Raw genomic sequence first — 17,480 nt, 5'->3', positions numbered from 1 at the left:
GCATCGGGGCATCAGCGGCTCAGCAGCCGCAGCTGCCCCCGATGCGGAGATCGGTCGCCAGTCGCACGGTGCGCGCCGGCTCGCTCCCGTCTCCGGGATCGGTCAGCAGCAGGTGGGCGGCGATGCGTCCCATCAGCTCCATCGGCTGGCGCACGGTGGTGAGGCTCGGTGCGGACAACCGGCTCGCCAGGATGCCATCGAAACCGGTCACCAGGACGTCCTCGGGGACGCGCACCCCCTCGCCGCGGAGGACGTCCATCGCGCGCAGCGCCGTCTGATCGCTGCCGCACACGAGCGCGTCGGGCAGGGCGCCCGCAGCAGCACGCGCGCGCAGGACCGGATAGGCAGGGGTCCGCTCCAGGTCCGTGTCGTCGAGCGTCTCTCCGAGAGCGCCGGGGATCCCGCCGACAGCCGAGAGGAACCCTTCGCGCCGCTCATCGAGATCGTCCTCTCCGATCGCGCCCACCCAGCCGAACGACCGGATGCCGTGCGTCTCGTGCAGGTGCCGCACGATCATCCGCATGCCCCCGGCGTTGTCCACCGTGACCCGGTGCCCGATGCCCGCGCGCTTGCTCAGCTGCACGACCGGGACGCGTGCGGCCACGGCCTCGATCGCCGCGGTCGTGGAAAGGCCGGGCAGGATCGCGAGGCCGTCGACCCTGCCCGCCGTATCGGCGAGGTCGGACACGCCCACGCCGCCGCTGCTGAGAAGGACCGCCGTGCCGTTGCGTTTGCACTCCAGCACGAAGCCGCGCTGGACCTCGTCGACATAGAGCGGGAAGGTCCGCGGATCGCTCTCGCGCTCGTCCGCCGCCGCATCCCAGGGCACGGTCTCGGCATCCAGATCGAGCTCGTCCAGGTCGACCCGCGCTCCCCCGCGGGCCGACGGCGACGCCTCGGGCTCCTCGTCGAGGAGCATGTCGAAGAGGTGCAGGCCGAGCACCCCGGTGCGTCCCCGCGCGAGACTCCGGGCGGATCCGCTCGGCACGTACCCGATCTCCCGCGCCGCTTCGAGCACGACGCGGCGGGTGTCCTCGCGGACGCGCTCCGGCCGGCGGAACGCGAACGAGACCGTGGCGATCGACACGCCGGCGCGCTGCGCCACGTCATAGACGGTGGGTCGGCTCGACGCCATGAGCACCTCGCTTTCGGAGCGATTCTACTGAGCGCCCGGTCCGTCGATCATCAGGCCGGCGCCACGGCGGAACACCGGATCCTCCGTGGCGTCCGGAACGTCCGCGAATGCGGCGCGCACGGCGTCCATCGACCGCGGGATGTCGACGGGGAGCACCCCGCGTGGCGGAATCCGTCCGGAGAGCGCCGCGAGCGCCGCGGCGTCGGAGCTGCCGAACTCCACCGCGATCGCGGCGGCGAACGGGACGAACGGGGTGAGGATGGCGGGGCGGTCGAGATTCACCACGATCACGAGCGGACAGTGCGCGGCGATCCGGCGCAGCCGCGCGACGAGCCCCGGCGGGAAGTCGAGCGAGCCCTGGTGGAACCAGGCCTCGAGGAACAGGTCGTTCCGGGGCTCGAAGGGGGCGCCGATCCGCACGAGCGCGACGTCGGCCTCCTCTGGCGCGGAGACCGGGTCGGCGTACGCGGCGAGCGCATCCGCCGCCATCCCCTCGGCGTAGACGCGCGGACGCGCGCCCTGGAACAGCGGCAGTGTCCTGTCGCGGTTCTGCAGCACCGTGACGGAAGCGGCCTGAGCGTGCTCCCCCTCGGCGCGGAACTCCGCCGCTCCGACGATCCGCTCGGCCTCGTCCTCGTCCACGTACGGGTCGTCGAAGAGACCCAGGCGGAACTTCACCCGCAGGATCCGCCGCGCCGAGCGATCGATCCGCTCCTCGGCGACCGCGCCCTCCGCGACGAGATCGAGGAGCAGGTCGACGCATTCCTCCCCGCCGAACTGGTCGACGCCCGCGTCGAGCAGCCGGAGCATCCGCTCCCGCGGCGTCAGGTCCTCCACGCCCCATGCCCGCGCCGGCAGCACCTGATCCCCGACGTGGTTGTCGTTGATGAGCTCCCAGTCGCTGAGCACGACCCCGTCGTAGCCCAGCTCCTCGCGCAGCAGCCCGGTGACGATCTGCCGGCTGTAGCTGAACCCGACCTCCTCGATCGGCTCCCCGTGCCGCACCAGTCCCACCGGCATCCCGTAGTACGGCATGATCCCCGCGGTGTCGCGGCGGATCGCCTCGACGAACGGCCGCAGGTGCTCCTCGAAGCGTCCGCCGGGATAGACCTGCTCGCGACCGTAGGGGAAGTGCGCGTCCTCGCCGTCGAGCTGCGGTCCGCCGCCCGGGAAGTGCTTGGTGATGCAGGCGACGCTCTCGGGGCCGAGCTCCGCACCCTGGAATCCCTCGAGGTACGCACCCGTCATCTCGGTCACGCGGTCGGCGTCGTAGCCGAGCGTCTGCGCCTGACGGCCCCAGCGCGCCTCGGTCGGCAGGTCCACCTGGGGATGCAGCGCCATCCGGATGCCCACCGCCCGGTACTCGCGTCCCGCGATCGTGGCGAACCGCCGCACCTGTTCGACATCGTCGAGAGCAGCGAGCCCCAGCGGCTCCGGCCACTGCGAGAACGGGCCGGCCGCGAAAGCGACCCCGGAGTTCTCCACGAAGGCGTGCCGCGGATCGGTGCTGATCGTCACGGGGATCCCGTGCGGCGCGCCGGCGGCGAGTTCCTGAAGCCGGTTGTTCCAGTGCGCGCCCTCCCGCGCGGTCCGCATGCCGTGCACGTTGAAGTGCGTGAGGTGCTTCTCCCGGACGACCTGCGAGGTCGGCGACTTCGAGATGGCACCGGGTTCCTCGCGCAGCTCTCCCCCGTCACCGATCTCGATGACCGTGTGGAACAGCAGTCCCGCCTTCTCCTCGATCGACAGGCGGGAGAGCAGGTCTTCGACGCGCTCCTCCGTGCCGAGCCGTGGATCCTCGTACGGGTCCATGACTCCGTTGCCATTGAGGTCGCGGTAGTGCACGCCCTCCTCCGTGGTCCGGTCTTCGGCTCTCATCCGTGGGTTCCTCCCGGTCGATACGGTCATTTCAGGCCTGTGGTGGCGACGCCCCGGATGAACCACCGCTGCAGGAACACGAACAGCAGCAGGATCGGAGCGATCACGAGCACGGATCCCGCGAGCAGCAGCCCGTAGTCGGTCGCGTTCTGCCCGGTGGAGTAGAGCGACAGGGCGACCGGCAGGGTGTACATGTCCTCCGTCTGCGCCGCGACGAGCGGCCACAGGAAGTTGTTCCAGGACCCGAGGAAGGTGAGGATCCCGAGCGTCGCCAGCGGCGGCCCGCACAGCGGCATCACCACACCGCGGAAGATCCGCCACTCCCCCGCGCCGTCCAGGCGGGCGGCCTCGAGCAGCGCATCCGGGATGCCCGTCATGAACTGGCGCATGAGGAAGACGCCGAGCGGCGCCGTGACGAACGGCAGGATCAGGGCCGGGTAGCTGTTCACGAGTCCGAGCTTCGAGACCATCACGAACAGGGGCACGAAGGTCACCACTCCGGGGACCATCAGCGTGATCATGACCGCGCCGAAGAGCACGCGCTTGCCCGGGAACTCCATCTTGGCCAGCGCGTAGCCGACCATGGAGCAGAACACCAGGTTGCCGAGCACCGTGACGAGGGCGACGATCAGGCTGTTCCCGAAGAAGTGCCAGAAGTCGAGCGGTCCGAACCACTGCGCATAGTTCGCCGCGGTCGGAGCCTCCGGCCACCAGGTCGGCGGGCGGCGCAGGATCTCCCCCTGCGTCTTGACGGATCCGAGGACCATCCAGACGAAGGGGACCAGCCAGAGCACGAGGCCGATCGTGAGGACGGCGTACGAGGTCGCCCTCCCGCTGAGCCGCCGAGGGCGGGGGCTGCGGGTCCGGGGCGCGGTACGTGCGAGAGTCATGGCGTCAGTCCTTCGATCGCAGCAGCCGGAACTGCAGCAGGCTCACGAGCGCGATCACGAGGAACAGCACATAGCTGGCCGCGGACGCGAGCCCGTACTCGCCGAAGCCGAACTGCTGGTACGTGTAGTAGGCGACGGACAGGGTCGAGTCGAGCGGACCGCCCTTGGTCATCACGAACGCCTCCTCGAAGAACTGCAGATAGCCGACCGAGATGAGCACGGCGCCGAGCAGGAGCGTGGGCCGCAGCAGCGGCAGGGTGACGGAGACGAGCCGCCGCCAGGGCGAGGCGCCGTCCATGATCGCCGCCTCCGTGACGTCCTCCGGAACCGCCTGCAGGCCGGCGAGGAAGATCACCATGAGCGTCCCGACGTTGCGCCACACCGCCATCAGGATCAGCGAGGGCAGCGCGAAGGCCGGGTCATTCAGCCAGTTGGGCCCGTGGATGCCGAACGCGGCGAGCGCGGTGTTGAGCAGGCCGTCCGGCTGCAGGATGTAGCGCCAGACCACGGCAACGGCGACGATGCTGGTGACGACGGGCGCATAGAACCCGACGCGGAAGAACGACACCAGCCTTCCCTTGCCGCTGTTCAGCGCGAGGGCGAGCGCCAGCGCGACGATCATCGTCACCGGGATGCCGACCACGACGAAGACGCCCGTGACGCCGAGCGAGGTGAGGAACCGGGGATCGCGGAAGAGCGTGAGGTACTGCTGAAGGCCGACCGCGTCCACGGCGAACGGAGAGGCGATGTCGCGCGCGGTGAAGTCGGTGAACGACATCGCGAACGAGCCCACGATCGGCACGACCATGAACACCGCGAAGACGAGCACGAAGGGCAGCGCGAATCCCCAGGCGATGAGCGCGCGGCGGCGGCGGGCGGCGGCGAACGTACCGGGCCCGCGCCGGCCGTCCCCGCCGCCGGAACCCGTGCGGGTCCCGGCGGTGGGCAGGAGGGTCGCCGTCATCTCACTTCAGCCCGATCGTGTCCGCGTCGGACTGCAGGGTCTTCAGCGCGTCTGCGACCGACGTGCCGCCACGACGGATCGTCTCGAGCGCCTGGTCGCCCTTCGCGGCCACCTGCACCCAGGAGGTCGAGACGGGCGGGGCCTTGGCGGTCTCCAGCTGAGTGCCGAACGTCGTGAGGCTCGCGTCGGCGGAGACGGCCTTCTCGTCCCAGGCGGCCTTGGCCGCGGGCAGATCGCCCGTCGCGGTGTAGAAGTCGGCCTGGACCTCGGGCTGGGAGAGCCAGCGCGCGAGCTTCCACGCGGAGGCGGCGTTCTTGCTGCCGTTGAAGACGACCAGGTTCGCACCGCCGCTGAACGAGACCGAGCCCTTGTCGGCGGGAAGCACCGCCGTCGCATACTTGCTCGCGAAGTCGGCCCCGCCGACCGAGGCCAGCTGCCCGCGCAGGAAGGGCCCCTCCACGACCATGGGCGTGGTGCCGGCGACGAACTCGGACTCGACCGCACCGGGCGAGGTGTCGACGTTCGGATCAGAGAGCTTCTTGTCGAAGAAGCTCTTGTAGTATTCGATGCCCTTGGCCATCTCCGGGGTGTCGAGCGTCCACTTCTTGCCGTCGGAGACCTCGGCACCCGCCGACCACGGCATCCAGAGCGCTCCCTGGAACGAGTCGTTCCCCGCGGGCATGCGGATGCCCCACTCCGCCCCGCCCTTGGACTGCATGTCCGCCGCCATCTGCTGCAGCTCCTCCCAGGACTTCGGCGCCGCGGTCCACCCGGCCTTGGCGGCGATGTCGGTGCGGTAGTAGAGCACCCGGGTGTCGACGTACCAGGGGACCCCGGCGGTACGGTCGCCGATCTTGGTCGAGCTCACCGCCCCGTCGAAGAAGCCGGAGGTGTCGATCCCGGAGGGGACGGTTCCGAAGGCATCGCCGAAGTCCGCCATCCAGGTGGTGCCCATCATCGCGATGTCCGGCGTGTTGCCGCCTGCGATCGCGGTCTGGATCTTGTTGTGCGCGGCGTCCCACGGGATTGCGGTGACCTTGACGGTGACCCCGGGGTTCGCCTTCTCGAAGGCCTTGACGAAGTCCGGAAGGGCCTCCCCTTCGGCTCCCATCGCCCACATCGTGATCGTTCCCGTGGCCGGCGCGTCATCGAGCTGCACCGCGGACGCCGCGGGCGCCGAGGACCCGCCGTCCGCGCGACCGCACCCCGTGAGTGCGAGGCCCATCGCGGCGAGAGCGGCGATGCCGGCCAGAGCTGTCCTGCTTTTCACGTCTTCCTCCTTGAAGCGTTCTGTGATCAGAATCTAAGCGCATAGATTGTTGCTCGCCCTAAATCTAAGCGCATAGATTCAGTCACCGCAAGCCCCACGCCCGGAGACGACGAATGGCCCGTCGCTCCGGAGAGCGACGGGCCATTCGTCGTGCCGCGGGGGTCAGGCGCCGGCGTCGAGATCCTTCGACGGGATCACCGGGATCGCTGCGGTGATCGTCTCGAGGCCCGAGAGGCGTGCAGGCGACAGCTGCTTGGCCACCTCCTCGCGCGACATCAACCCGGCCTCGACCACGAGGTCGGCGACGTTGCGGTTGGTCAGCAGCGCGGTCTTGGCGAGAGCGGCGGAGGCGGCGTAGCCGATGAACGGCGTGAGCGCCGTGATGACGCCGACCGACGATCCGACCATCGCGCCCAGGCGGTCGCGGTTGGCGGTGATGCCGTCGACGCAGTTCACGCGCAGGGTCCACATCGCCTGGCGCATCCAGGTGATGGACTGGAAGATCGAGTGCGCGATCACGGGCTCGAAGGCGTTCAGCTGCAGCTGACCCGCCTCGGCGGCCATCGTCACCGTCATGTCGGATCCGGCGACGGCGAACGCGACCTGATTCACGACCTCGGGGATGACCGGGTTGACCTTGCCGGGCATGATGCTGGAACCGGCCTGCATCGCGGGCAGGTTGATCTCGCCGAAACCTGCCTGCGGGCCCGAGGAGAGCAGACGCAGGTCGTTGCAGATCTTGGAGAGCTTCATCGCGTTGCGCTTGAGCGACGACGAGAACGACATGAAGGACCCGGTGTCGCTGGTCGCCTCGACGAGGTCGCTCGCGGTGGCGAGGTCCAGTCCGGAGATCTCGCGCAGGTGCTTCAGCACGGAGGGGGCGTAGGCCGGGTGCGTCGTGATGCCCGTGCCGATCGCGGTCGCGCCCATGTTGATCTCGTACATCAGCCAGGCGTTCTCGGTCAGACGCGTGTGGTCGTAGCCGAGCGTGGAGGCGAAGCCGTGGAACTCCTGGCCGAGGGTCATCGGCACCGCATCCTGCAGCTGCGTACGGCCGACCTTGAGCACGTCGTGGAACTCGCGCGCCTTGTTCAGGAACGACACGCGCAGCAGGTCGAGCTCATCGAGCAGCGAGCGCAGATTGAGCGAGAGGCCGATCTTGACCGCCGTCGGGTAGACGTCGTTCGTGGACTGGCTGCGGTTGGTGTGGTCGATCGGCGAGAGGAAGGCGTAGTCGCCCTTCTCGCGGCCGGCCAACTCGAGCGCGATGTTGGTGATGACCTCGTTCGCGTTCATGTTGGTCGAGGTGCCGGCCCCGCCCTGGATGACGCCGACGATGAACTGGTCGTGGAACTCGCCGTTGATGACCTTCTGCGAGGCGGCGTCGATGAGGTCCGCCTTCTCGGCATCGAGGGCGCCGATCTCCTTGTTCGCGCGCGCGCTGGCCTGCTTGACCATCGCGAGCGCCTCGATCAGCTCCGGATAGACGGAGATCGGGCGCTTCGTGATCGGGAAGTTCTCGGCGGCGCGGAGCGTATGGATCCCCCAATACGCGTCAGCAGGGATCTCCTTGCTTCCCAGGGAGTCGGTTTCGGTACGGGTGGCAGGCGCAACGGCGGCCATGGACACATCCTCGTGGGTGATGGCGAACAGGGAAGGGGGATGCCTCCATCCTACCCGCCCCGGATCATCGGCCCGGCTTGCGCGAGAACGCCTCCAGGCGCTCCTCGGGCGTGAGCCGGGCCATCCGCTCGACCCATTCCGGGTTGAAGGCGTCGACCGTGGTCGCCTCGACCACGGGGACCACGGTGTGCGTGATGGTCTCCGGGCGCACGTGCACGAGCTGGAAGGACTGCGCGGCGTCCATCCCGTTCACCTGATCCGCCGGGCTCGCGACGTCCATCGTGTAGCAGGTGGCGCTCGCGACGCTCACCGGGACGCCGGCGAACGTGGCGTGCAGCGAGTAGTGCAGGTGCCCGGCGAGTATTCCGCGGACGTCGGATCCGCGCAGCACCTCGGCGAGCTCGTCCTGATGGCGCAGCTCGAGGATGTCGAAGAACGGGATGTGGCTGGGCACCGGCGGGTGGTGCATCGCGAGCAGCGTGCCGTGCGGGGCGGGCGTGCGCAGCTGATCGGAGAGCCAGTCGCGCTGCTCCGCGTCGATGTCGCCGTGGTGCCAGCCGGGGACCGTGGAATCCAGTGCGATCACGCGCAGGCCGTTCAGATCCCAGACGCCCGTGATCGGGTCCTCGGCGGGCGGCATGTCGAGCAGGTGCTCCCGCATGGCGGGTCGCTCGTCGTGGTTGCCGGCCACCCAGATCACCGGCGCGCCGAGGCGCTCGGACACCGGCTCCACGACGGAGCGCAGCCGACGGTACGCGTCCGGCTCGCCGAGGTCCGCCAGGTCCCCCGTGACGACGATCGCGTCCGGCCGGCCGATCGCGCTCTCGATCGCGGCGAGCGTGCGCGCCAGGGTGCCGTCCACGTCGAAGCGCCCGCCGAGGGCCGCGCCCCCGGCCAGCAGGTGCGGATCGCTGACATGGACCAGCGTGTGCGTGGGCGGGGCGTAGCGGCCGAACTGCACAGTCATGGTCCTCAGGCTAGCCCGCGAGGACGGCCTTCCCGGATGGCGCCGCGCAGGCCGCCGGGCTCGCTACTTGACGACGATGAGCAGGATTCCGCCGAGCACCGCCGCCGCGCAGACGGCGAAGCACGCATAGGCCGCGATCTGGGCGAGCATCTTCTGGCCCGCCGTGAGCGGACTCTTGCGCGCGGCTTTCGCCGCGGCCTTCGCCGCACGCCTGGCTTCCTTCTCGCTGATCACGGTGATCGCGTCGGTGAACTCGGCGGGGGTCACCACGGGAACCCTGCCCGCGCGCACGAGCAGGCGCAGGCCGAGCGCGTAGAAGCCCACCACGACCAGGGTGCCGATCAGAGCGGCACCGAGGACCTGGAAGAACGCCTCCCAGTGGATGACGACGGTCATCGTCCCGCCCCCTTCTCCTTGGCCTTCGCGCGGTCGCGGGCGCGCTGCGCCCTGGCCTGCCGCGGAGTGAGCGGCGGCTCCTCCGGCACCTCGATCGCGCGGCCGGAGTCGGCCACCTCGCTGAACGCGTTGTTGGCCGTGACGGCGTTGCGACGCGAGCGCAGGAACAGGGCGATGATCACGGCGAGCGCGAGGACCGCATCGATCAGCACGCCCCAGCCGCCGCCGATGACCACCACGAACGCGGCGATGGCCCCGACGAGCCCGGCCGCGGGAAGCGTGAGCACCCAGCCGGTCGCGATGCGGCCGACGGTGCGCCAGCGCACGGCCGAACCGCGCCGTCCGAGCCCGGATCCGATCACGGATCCCGAGGCGACCTGCGTGGTGGACAGCGCGAAGCCGAGCGCGCTGGAGGCGAGGATGGTCGCCGCGGTGGACGTCTCCGCCGCGAACCCCTGCGCGGGCTTGACATCGGTGAGCCCCTTGCCGAGCGTGCGGATGATGCGCCAGCCGCCCAGGTAGGTGCCGAGCGCGATCGTGAACGCGCACGCGACGATCACGTAGATGTGCGGCCGGTGGTCGCCCTGCGCCTGCCAGCCGACCGAGATCAATGCCAGCGTGATCACGCCCATGGTCTTCTGCGCGTCGTTCGTGCCGTGCGCGAGCGCGACGAGCGACGACGTGAAGATCTGTCCCCAGCGGAAGCCGCTCCGGCCGTCGGGCTTGCCGTCGTAGCGACGCGTCGTCAGATACGCGAGCTTGGTGGCGAGGTACGCGATCAGCCCGGCGGTGAGCGGCGCGATGAGAGCCGGGAGCACGACCTTGGACAGCACGACGCCGAAGTTGATGCCGCTGAGTCCGACACCGACCAGCGTCGCCCCGATGAGCCCGCCGAAGAGCGCATGCGACGAGCTGGACGGCAGTCCGAGCAGCCAGGTCAGCATGTTCCAGGTGATCGCGCCGATGAGACCGGCGAAGATGAGCGACGGCATGAGATGCGCGGTGCTCGAATCCTCCTGGATGATGCCTCCGGACACCGTCGCGGCGACCTCGGTGGACAGGAACGCCCCGACGAGGTTCAGTCCTGCGGCGAGCATGACCGCGGTCCGCGGTTTGAGCGCACCGGTCGCGATCGGGGTCGCCATGGCGTTCGCCGTGTCGTGGAACCCGTTGGTGAAGTCGAAGAAGAGTGCCAGCAGGATCACCAGCACGACGATGAGGGCTGCGGTTTCCACCGTTCGCTTTCGTGAAGTGGAGGGAAGTGACGAACGAAGAGTTCACCGAGGATTCAGCATCCGTTAACGGGCCGGTTGCATCCTCCCACCCCGGCCCAGGACGGTCAACTCGACGCCCCCGTCATCGGCTCCCGCCCCTGCCCTCGCGGCCTCGGCTAGCGTTGATGCGTGACCTCCGTCTCCGAGACCGCCCCCGTCCCCTCCCCTGTTCCGCCTCGTGCGGCCCGCCGCTCGCTGATCCGCGCCCACCACGGCGATGTGTTCGACGACCCGTACGACTGGCTGCGCGTGAAGGAGGATCCCGAGGTGATCGCGCACCTCGAGGCCGAGAACGCGTACACGGACGCGCGCCTCGCGCACCTCGAGCCGCTCCGCGAGGCCCTGTTCCAGGAGATCAAGGGACGCGTGCAGGAGTCGGATCTGTCGGTGCCGACCCGCCGCGGAGACTGGTGGTACTACGGCCGCACCGTCGAGGGCAGCCAGTACGGCCTGCAGTGCCGCGCCGCGGTGTCGTCCGCCGACGACTGGACGCCGCCCGTCCTCGACGCCGCGGTCCCCGTGCCCGGTGAGCAGATCCTGCTCGACGGCAACCTCGAGGCCGAAGGGCACGAGTTCTTCGCGATGGGCGCGTTCGACGTCTCGGACGACGCCACCCGCCTGCTCTGGTCGACCGACTTCGAGGGCGACGAGCGGTACACGGTGCACGTCCGCGACCTGCGGACCGGCGAGACGCTGCCCGATGAGATCCCCGGCACCTCCGGAGCGTTCTTCACGCCCGACGGCGCCGCCGTGATCTACACGACCGTCGACGAGTCGTGGCGCCCCGACACCCTCTGGCTGCACCGGATCGGCACGCCGGTGTCCGACGACGTGCAGCTCTTCCACGAGCCCGACGAGCGGTTCTGGCTCGGCGCGGGGATCACCCGCAGCCGCCGCTATCTGGTGATCGGCGTCGGATCCAGCATCACGAGCGAGGAGCACCTCGTCGACCTGGATGACCTCACCGCGCCTCCGCGCGTGGTCTGGCCGCGGCGCGACGGCGTCGAATACTCGGTCGAGCACGCCGTGGTGGGCGGCCGGGACGAGCTGCTCATCCTGCACAACGACGACGCGCTGGACTTCGAGCTCGTCGCGGTCTCCGCATCCGAGCCGCAGGGCGAGCGCCGCACGATCCTCCCGCACACGCCGGGACGCCGCCTGCTGGACGTGGACGCGTTCCGCGACACCACGGTCGTCGCCTACCGTTTCGAGGGCCTCGAGCGCATCGCGCTGATGGACTCGGCCACGGGGGCGCTGGACGAACTCGGCTTCGACGAGCCGTTGTACTCGGCGGGCTTCGGCGGCAACCCGGAGTGGTCCGCGCCGTTCCTTCGTCTGGGCTACGGCTCGTTCGTGACGCCCTCGACGGTCTACGACCTGGAGCTCGCGACCCGCACGCTGCACCTGCGCAAGCGCCAGCCGGTGCTCGGCGGCTACGACCCGGCCGACTACGGGCAGCGCCGCGACTGGGCCGTCGCCCCGGACGGCGCCCGCATCCCCGTCTCCCTGGTGTGGAAGCGCTCGTTCGGCGAGCCGGGAGCCGAGCCCCGCGCCGTGCACCTGTACGGCTACGGATCCTATGAGCACTCGATCGACCCCGGCTTCTCGGTCATGCGCCTCTCGGCGCTGGACCGCGGCGTGGTCTTCGCGGTCGCGCACGTGCGCGGCGGCGGCGAGATGGGCCGGCAGTGGTACGAGGACGGCAAGCTCGGGCAGAAGGCGAATTCGTTCACCGACTTCGTCGCGTGCGCGCGTCATCTGGTCGACACCGGCATCACGAGCCCGGACCGGATGGTCGCGGAGGGCGGCAGCGCGGGCGGCCTGCTGATGGGCGCCGTCGCGAACCTCGCCCCCGAGCTGTTCCGCGGCATCCTCGCCTCTGTCCCCTTCGTGGACGCGCTCACGACGATCCTGGATCCGTCCCTCCCCCTCACCGTGATCGAGTGGGATGAGTGGGGCGACCCGCTGCACGACGCCGAGGTGTACGCCTACATGAAGTCGTACACGCCGTACGAGAACGTGCGCGACGGCGTCGCCTACCCGTCGATCCTCGCCGTCACCTCGCTCAACGACACACGCGTGCTGTACGTCGAGCCCGCCAAGTGGGTGTCCCGCCTGCGCGACGCCGGCGCGGACGACGTCCTGCTCAAGTGCGAGATGGTGGCCGGTCACGGCGGCGTGAGCGGCCGGTACAACTCCTGGCGCGAGCGCGCCTTCGAGCTGGCCTGGATCCTGGACCGCCTCGGCGTCGCCGCCGTCTGAGCCCGGCTCGGTTCGCCGGCCCACCATGTCCCACTTTTGGCGGCACCATGTCCCACTTCTGGCTGAGAAATCAGTGCGGGAGCAGCCAGAACTGGGACATGGTCCGTAGGCCGCGTTCGATCCGCACAGGGGTGTGAGGCCAGGAACACCCCACGGATCCCGTGCGGAGCCCGCCGAGCGCGGATGCCGCCGTCCACGCTGGGAGCATGCACCACCCCCTGCCCGAGTCGCTCGGCCCGCGGTTCAGCGTCGCGGAAGCCAGAGCGCTCGGCGTCGCGCGCGGACGCCTGCGCGGATCCGACCTCGAAGCGCCTTTCCCCGGTACGCGGCGAGTTCGCGATCTCGGGTCGGGATCCGAATATCGCGACCGCTGCCGGGACTACCTTCCACGACTGCGCGACGACCAGTTCTTCTCGCACGAGACCGCCCTCGCCCTGCTCGGAATCGCACTGCCCGAGCACCCCCATCGGCTGCGGATCCACGTCAGCACGCATCGTCCCGCGCGCGAGCCCCGGGTTCGCGGCGTCGTCGGGCATCGACTGCAGCGCCGAGAACCGGCGACGAGCGTGACCTCGGACGGCCTGCCGGTCGAGCATCCCGTGCGCGCCTGGCGGCAGTGCGGACCGCTCTGGCCGCTCGACGACCTCATCGCCGCAGCCGATCATCTGCTCCTGCCGGCACGACGGCTCGCGGAGGCCGAGGATCTCCGCGAGGAGATCCTCGGCATGGGCGATGTCCGCAGCGGAATCCTGCGGCGCGCGCTGGCAGACGCGCGGATCGGCGTCGAGTCTCCGCGCGAGACGAGGCTCCGGCTCATGATCGTGCGGGCAGGGCTCCCGGAGCCGGTCGCCGGCTGGGAACTGCGCGATCGGCGCGGCGCATTCATCGCGAGACTCGACCTCGCCTACCCGCGCTGGCAGGTGGCGTCCGAGTACGACGGTCGGCAGCACGCGAGCGACCCGAAGCAGTTCGCGCGCGACGCCGACCGCTGGCATGCGATCGGCCGCGCGTCCTGGACTCTCGTCCGGGTCCTGTCGCACCACCTGGACGGACCCCGCCCCGTCGCCGTGGATCGCGTGAGGTCCGCCCTGCTGGACGCCGGCTGGCGCCCCGGGATGCCCGGCTGACCGGTCGCACCCCGGCCGTGCACCGCCTCGCCCCTGCCCCGGCCGACCTACCGACCGTGTCCCACTTCTGGTTCCGGATCCGCGGATCCGGAACCAGAAGTGGGACACGGTGCTGACAGGAATGGGACACGGTTCGAGCAGAAGTGGGACACGGTCCCGAACCCGGGCTCGGGGGCCCGCTCACCCGAACAGGGCGGCGGCTTCCTCGTAACGCTGCAGCGGGACCGTGTTCAGCTCGCCGAGCGCCTCGGCGAACGGGACGCGCACGATGTCGGTGCCGCGCAGCGCCACCATCTGACCCCAGGAGCCCTCCACGAGGGCGTCGGCGGTGTGCAGGCCGAGCCGCGTCGCGAGCACGCGGTCGAACGCGGAGGGCGAGCCGCCGCGCTGGATGTGGCCCAGCACCGTGGAGCGGGTCTCGATGCCGGTGCGCTTCTCGATCTCCGGCGCGAGGATCTCGCTGATGCCGCCGAGGCGCGGGCGGTTGAACGCGTCCAGGCCCTTGTCGCTGAAGGCCTGATCCATGCCCTTGAGCTTGAAGCCCTCCGAGACCACGACCAGCGGCGCGCGACCGCGGTCGCTCGCGCCGGTGACGAGGTCGCAGATCTCCTCGATCGACATCGGCACCTCGGGGATGCAGATCACGTGTGCGCCGGCTGCCATGCCGGCGTGCAGGGCGATCCAGCCGACGTGCCGGCCCATGACCTCGGCGATCATGCAGCGCTGGTGCGAGTCGCCGGTGGTGCGCAGCCGGTCCATGGCGTCGGTCGCGATGTTCACCGCGGTGTCGAAGCCGAAGGAGTAGTCGGTCGCCCGCAGGTCGTTGTCGATCGTCTTCGGCACGCCCAGGACCCGGATGCCGTCGTTCGAGAGGCGGTCCGCGGCGGCCAGAGTCCCCTCGCCGCCGATCGCCACGATGCCGTCGATTCCGTGCTTGGCGAGGGTCTTCGCGACGTTCTCGGCACCGCCGCGCGGGCCCTCGTACGGGTTGGTGCGGCTCGTGCCGAGGATCGTGCCGCCGACCTTGCTCAGTCCCTTCACCTCATGCCGGGTGAGCGGGAAGAAGTCGCCGTCGACCACACCGCGCCAGCCGTCGCGGATGCCGACGAACTCCAGCTCGTAGGTGGTGGTGCCCTTGAGCACGATGCCGCGGATGACCGCGTTCAGGCCGGGGCAGTCGCCACCGCTGGTCAGGATGCCGATCTTCATGGGTCGTCCTCGGGAGGGGGAAGGGGATGGAAGCGCGGCGCCGTTGCCTCGTTCGACCCTAGTGCCGATCGGCTCCGACGCGCCATTCGGCGACGCCGAAAAGCGTAGTTCTTACACGCCCCTCCGCGGAGTTCTCGCCTTCTTGACGAAGAACGGCGCCTCTGTCTCCGAAACAGGGAGAAGAAGCGCCGTTCTTGACAAATGGTGACGCGATGCGGTCAGTCGCCGCCCAGCGCCTCGCGCAGGAGGTGCATGAGCGCCGCCAGCTGCACCGACTCGCTCGCGCCCTCCTCCACGGCCTCACCGTCGAGCGCTCGCGCGGCGAGACCCTGCTTCTGGTCGATGAGTTCGGCGATCTTCGTGTCGAGGGTGTGCGCCGCGATGATGCGCCAGGCCGTGACCGGCTCATCCTGACCGATGCGGTGCACACGGTCGATCGCCTGGGTCTGCTCCGCCGCGGTCCAGCTGAGCTCGGCGAGCACCACGTTCGACGCCGTCTGCAGGTTGACGCCGACGCCGGCCGCGGTGAGCGAGCACACGGCGATCCCGACCTCGGGGTCGCTGTTGAAGGCGTCGACCGCCTGCTGCCGCGCGATCGCCGTCTGGTCGCCGCGGAGCGACACCGAGCGGATCCCCGCCGCGGCGAAGTGCGCCTCGGCCTGATCCATCACGTCGACGTGCTTGGCGAAGAAGACCACCTTGCCGACCGAGCGCTGCAGCTGCGCGGCATAGTCCGCGGCGAGCAGCGCCTTGGCCTGGCCGATCTTGCGCACCATGGTGAAGACGTTGTCTCCCCCGGTGCCCGCCGCCTTCGACTCCTCGAGCTCGCTGTGCGCGACGAGCCGGACGATGTCCTCGTCGATCTCGCCGTGGGCGCCCCTCGACGAACTCGGGGACCGGTCGGCAGATCCGCGCGCCTCGATGATCCGGCGGTACTTCGCCGCCATCCGCGCGCCGAGCTCGGCTTCCGCCTGCCGGATCCCACGACCGAACTCATCGTCGAGCTGCACCGGCAGATCCGCGATGAGCTTGTCGGGCAGGTCGGCGGCCACGTCCTTCTTCTTGCGCCGCACGATGCCCATCGAGATGACCGCATCCCTGGCCTCGCCGTAGAACGCCTTGTCCGCGGGCGTCAGGCCGGTCGCGTCGAGCTTGTCCGCGAGCTCCGCGGAGGGCCGCTCGCCGTTGGTCCAGCCGAGGAAGCGCCAGATCGCGTCGAAGTCCTCGACGTCGTTGATCAGCGGGGTTCCGGTGAGCGCCATCAGCAGCGGGTGCGAGCCCGCCGCCTGCTCCCTGATGCGGGATGCCAGCGCGAGCACGTTCTGCGAGCGCTGCGACGAGAGGTTCTTGATGAAGTGCGCCTCGTCGACGACCATCCCGCGCAGGCCGATCTCGCCGAGCCAGGACAGGTGCCTGTCGAGGATCTCGTAGTTGACGATGAAGACGTCGGCGAAGGCGTCGACGTCCTGACCGTCGCCCTGGATCACCGCGGCGCGGCGCTGCGGGGTCCAGCGCTCGACCTCGCGCGCCCAGTTCATCTTCACGACGTTGGGAACGACGACGAGCAGCGGGTAGGCGTGGGCGACGGATGCGGCGAGGACCGACTGGGCGGTCTTGCCGAGGCCGGGCTCGTCGGCGAGCAGGAACGAGCGGTGCCCGGCCCTGACCGACTCGAGGAAGCGCGACTGGTGCACCATCACCTCGAGGCCCTTGGGCGAGAGGTGGTCGTACTCGGGCAGCGGCGGCAGCTCCATCGAGGCGGCCGTGCCGCCCGCCCCCGACTCGAACGCCTTGTACAGCGGACCCATCAGCTCCCAGCCGTCCAGCCGGCGTCGCGGAGTGACCCCGGCCCGGGGCGTGAGATCCGGGGCGAGGAAGGGGTTCGCCAGCATCCGCGACTCCACCGACGGCGGAGTGACCTGGCGCTCGGCCAGCGCTGCGGGCACCACCGGCGCCTGCTGCACGCGGACGACGTCGGCGATGACGAGCTCCTCGGGAGCCAGCTCGGCACCCGATTCCAGCAGCCAGTCGCGGCGCATCCGCTTCGCGACGGGGCTCGTCGCCTGATCCGCCTCGAGCAGCTGGATCAGCGAGGTGTCGCGCGCAGCGGTCTTCGCGAGGATCGTCGCCACGCCGTCCAGACGCTTGAGCTGCTCGGCCCGCGCGGCATCGCCGAGTTCGGCGTCGCCCTTGGCCCTGGCGCGCTCCTCGCGCACCAGGAACGCGATCACCTGGAACTTGACGCGATTGGTCGGGCCGAGTTTCCCGTGCTGGGCCTTGGCCTCGATCTCGCGCACCTTGCGCGCGAGGATAGGGATCAGCGGCGCGTCCTCGTCTCGACGGGACGTCTTCTTCCGCCGGGTGGCGGTCGCCGTGGTCGGCATGCTCCTCCTGAGCGTGGATGCCGTCTCCGAGAGGACGGCGACTGTCCGAAAAGATCGTCCGGACGAGGCTCCGTCCCGACGATGCATGTCCGCGGACGGGC

Annotated in this window: 13 protein-coding genes; 2 read left to right on the top strand and 11 right to left on the bottom strand. The window is 70.1% G+C overall.

The features are described 5' to 3' along the window. Positions 1-19 precede the first annotated feature (19 nt). The 9 genes from ACFC1J_RS08030 to ACFC1J_RS07990 form a co-directional block, all read right to left on the bottom strand. The gene (locus ACFC1J_RS08030) at positions 20-1,135 is read right to left on the bottom strand and encodes a LacI family DNA-binding transcriptional regulator (protein ID WP_375904152.1); all 1,116 of its coding nucleotides are present in this window, start codon (positions 1,133-1,135) and stop codon (positions 20-22) included. Positions 1,136-1,159: 24 nt separating this feature from the next. Further along, the gene (locus tag ACFC1J_RS08025; protein ID WP_375904150.1) at positions 1,160-3,013 is read right to left on the bottom strand and encodes a glycoside hydrolase family 3 protein; all 1,854 of its coding nucleotides are present in this window, start codon (positions 3,011-3,013) and stop codon (positions 1,160-1,162) included. 26 nt (positions 3,014-3,039) lie between these two features. Then, positions 3,040-3,903 carry a carbohydrate ABC transporter permease gene (locus tag ACFC1J_RS08020; RefSeq protein WP_375904149.1) on the bottom strand — a complete coding sequence of 288 codons (864 nt, stop codon included), beginning with the start codon at positions 3,901-3,903 and terminating at the stop codon, positions 3,040-3,042. A 4-nt stretch (positions 3,904-3,907) separates the two neighbouring features. Further along, entirely contained in the window at positions 3,908-4,867 is a 960-nt protein-coding gene (locus ACFC1J_RS08015) for a carbohydrate ABC transporter permease (protein WP_375904147.1), read from the bottom strand. A 1-nt stretch (position 4,868) separates the two neighbouring features. Continuing rightward, positions 4,869-6,137 (bottom strand): extracellular solute-binding protein, encoded by a 1,269-nt coding sequence (locus tag ACFC1J_RS08010; protein WP_375904145.1) that lies wholly within the window; start codon positions 6,135-6,137, stop codon positions 4,869-4,871. 162 nt (positions 6,138-6,299) lie between these two features. After that, positions 6,300-7,760, bottom strand: coding sequence for an aspartate ammonia-lyase (locus ACFC1J_RS08005; protein WP_375904143.1), 1,461 nt, complete (start codon positions 7,758-7,760; stop codon positions 6,300-6,302). A gap of 64 nt (positions 7,761-7,824) precedes the next feature. Then, positions 7,825-8,727 carry a metallophosphoesterase gene (locus tag ACFC1J_RS08000; protein ID WP_375904141.1) on the bottom strand — a complete coding sequence of 301 codons (903 nt, stop codon included), beginning with the start codon at positions 8,725-8,727 and terminating at the stop codon, positions 7,825-7,827. Positions 8,728-8,790: 63 nt separating this feature from the next. After that, positions 8,791-9,123 (bottom strand): peptidase, encoded by a 333-nt coding sequence (locus ACFC1J_RS07995; RefSeq protein WP_375904139.1) that lies wholly within the window; start codon positions 9,121-9,123, stop codon positions 8,791-8,793. Then, entirely contained in the window at positions 9,120-10,358 is a 1,239-nt protein-coding gene (locus tag ACFC1J_RS07990) for an anion permease (protein ID WP_375904137.1), read from the bottom strand. The genes ACFC1J_RS07995 and ACFC1J_RS07990 overlap by 4 nt, the downstream gene beginning before the upstream one ends. A gap of 168 nt (positions 10,359-10,526) precedes the next feature. Between ACFC1J_RS07990 and ACFC1J_RS07985 the strand changes: the two genes are divergently transcribed. After that, positions 10,527-12,659, top strand: coding sequence for a S9 family peptidase (locus tag ACFC1J_RS07985; protein WP_375904135.1), 2,133 nt, complete (start codon positions 10,527-10,529; stop codon positions 12,657-12,659). Between the two features lie 206 nt (positions 12,660-12,865). Further along, positions 12,866-13,786 (top strand): hypothetical protein, encoded by a 921-nt coding sequence (locus tag ACFC1J_RS07980; protein ID WP_375904133.1) that lies wholly within the window; start codon positions 12,866-12,868, stop codon positions 13,784-13,786. A 180-nt stretch (positions 13,787-13,966) separates the two neighbouring features. On the opposite strand, the gene ACFC1J_RS07975 is transcribed toward ACFC1J_RS07980, so the two are convergent. Further along, positions 13,967-14,995 carry a 6-phosphofructokinase gene (locus ACFC1J_RS07975; protein WP_375904131.1) on the bottom strand — a complete coding sequence of 343 codons (1,029 nt, stop codon included), beginning with the start codon at positions 14,993-14,995 and terminating at the stop codon, positions 13,967-13,969. Between the two features lie 218 nt (positions 14,996-15,213). Then, entirely contained in the window at positions 15,214-17,379 is a 2,166-nt protein-coding gene (locus ACFC1J_RS07970; protein ID WP_375904129.1) for a DEAD/DEAH box helicase, read from the bottom strand. Between the last annotated feature and the right edge of the window lie 101 nt (positions 17,380-17,480).

Origin of the sequence: Microbacterium sp. NPDC056052, assembly GCF_042266785.1 — a bacterium.
Classification (GTDB): Bacteria; Actinomycetota; Actinomycetes; order Actinomycetales; family Microbacteriaceae; genus Microbacterium.
Note: the sequence above shows the minus strand (reverse complement) of the source record. Positions and strands in the feature narration are given on the sequence as shown.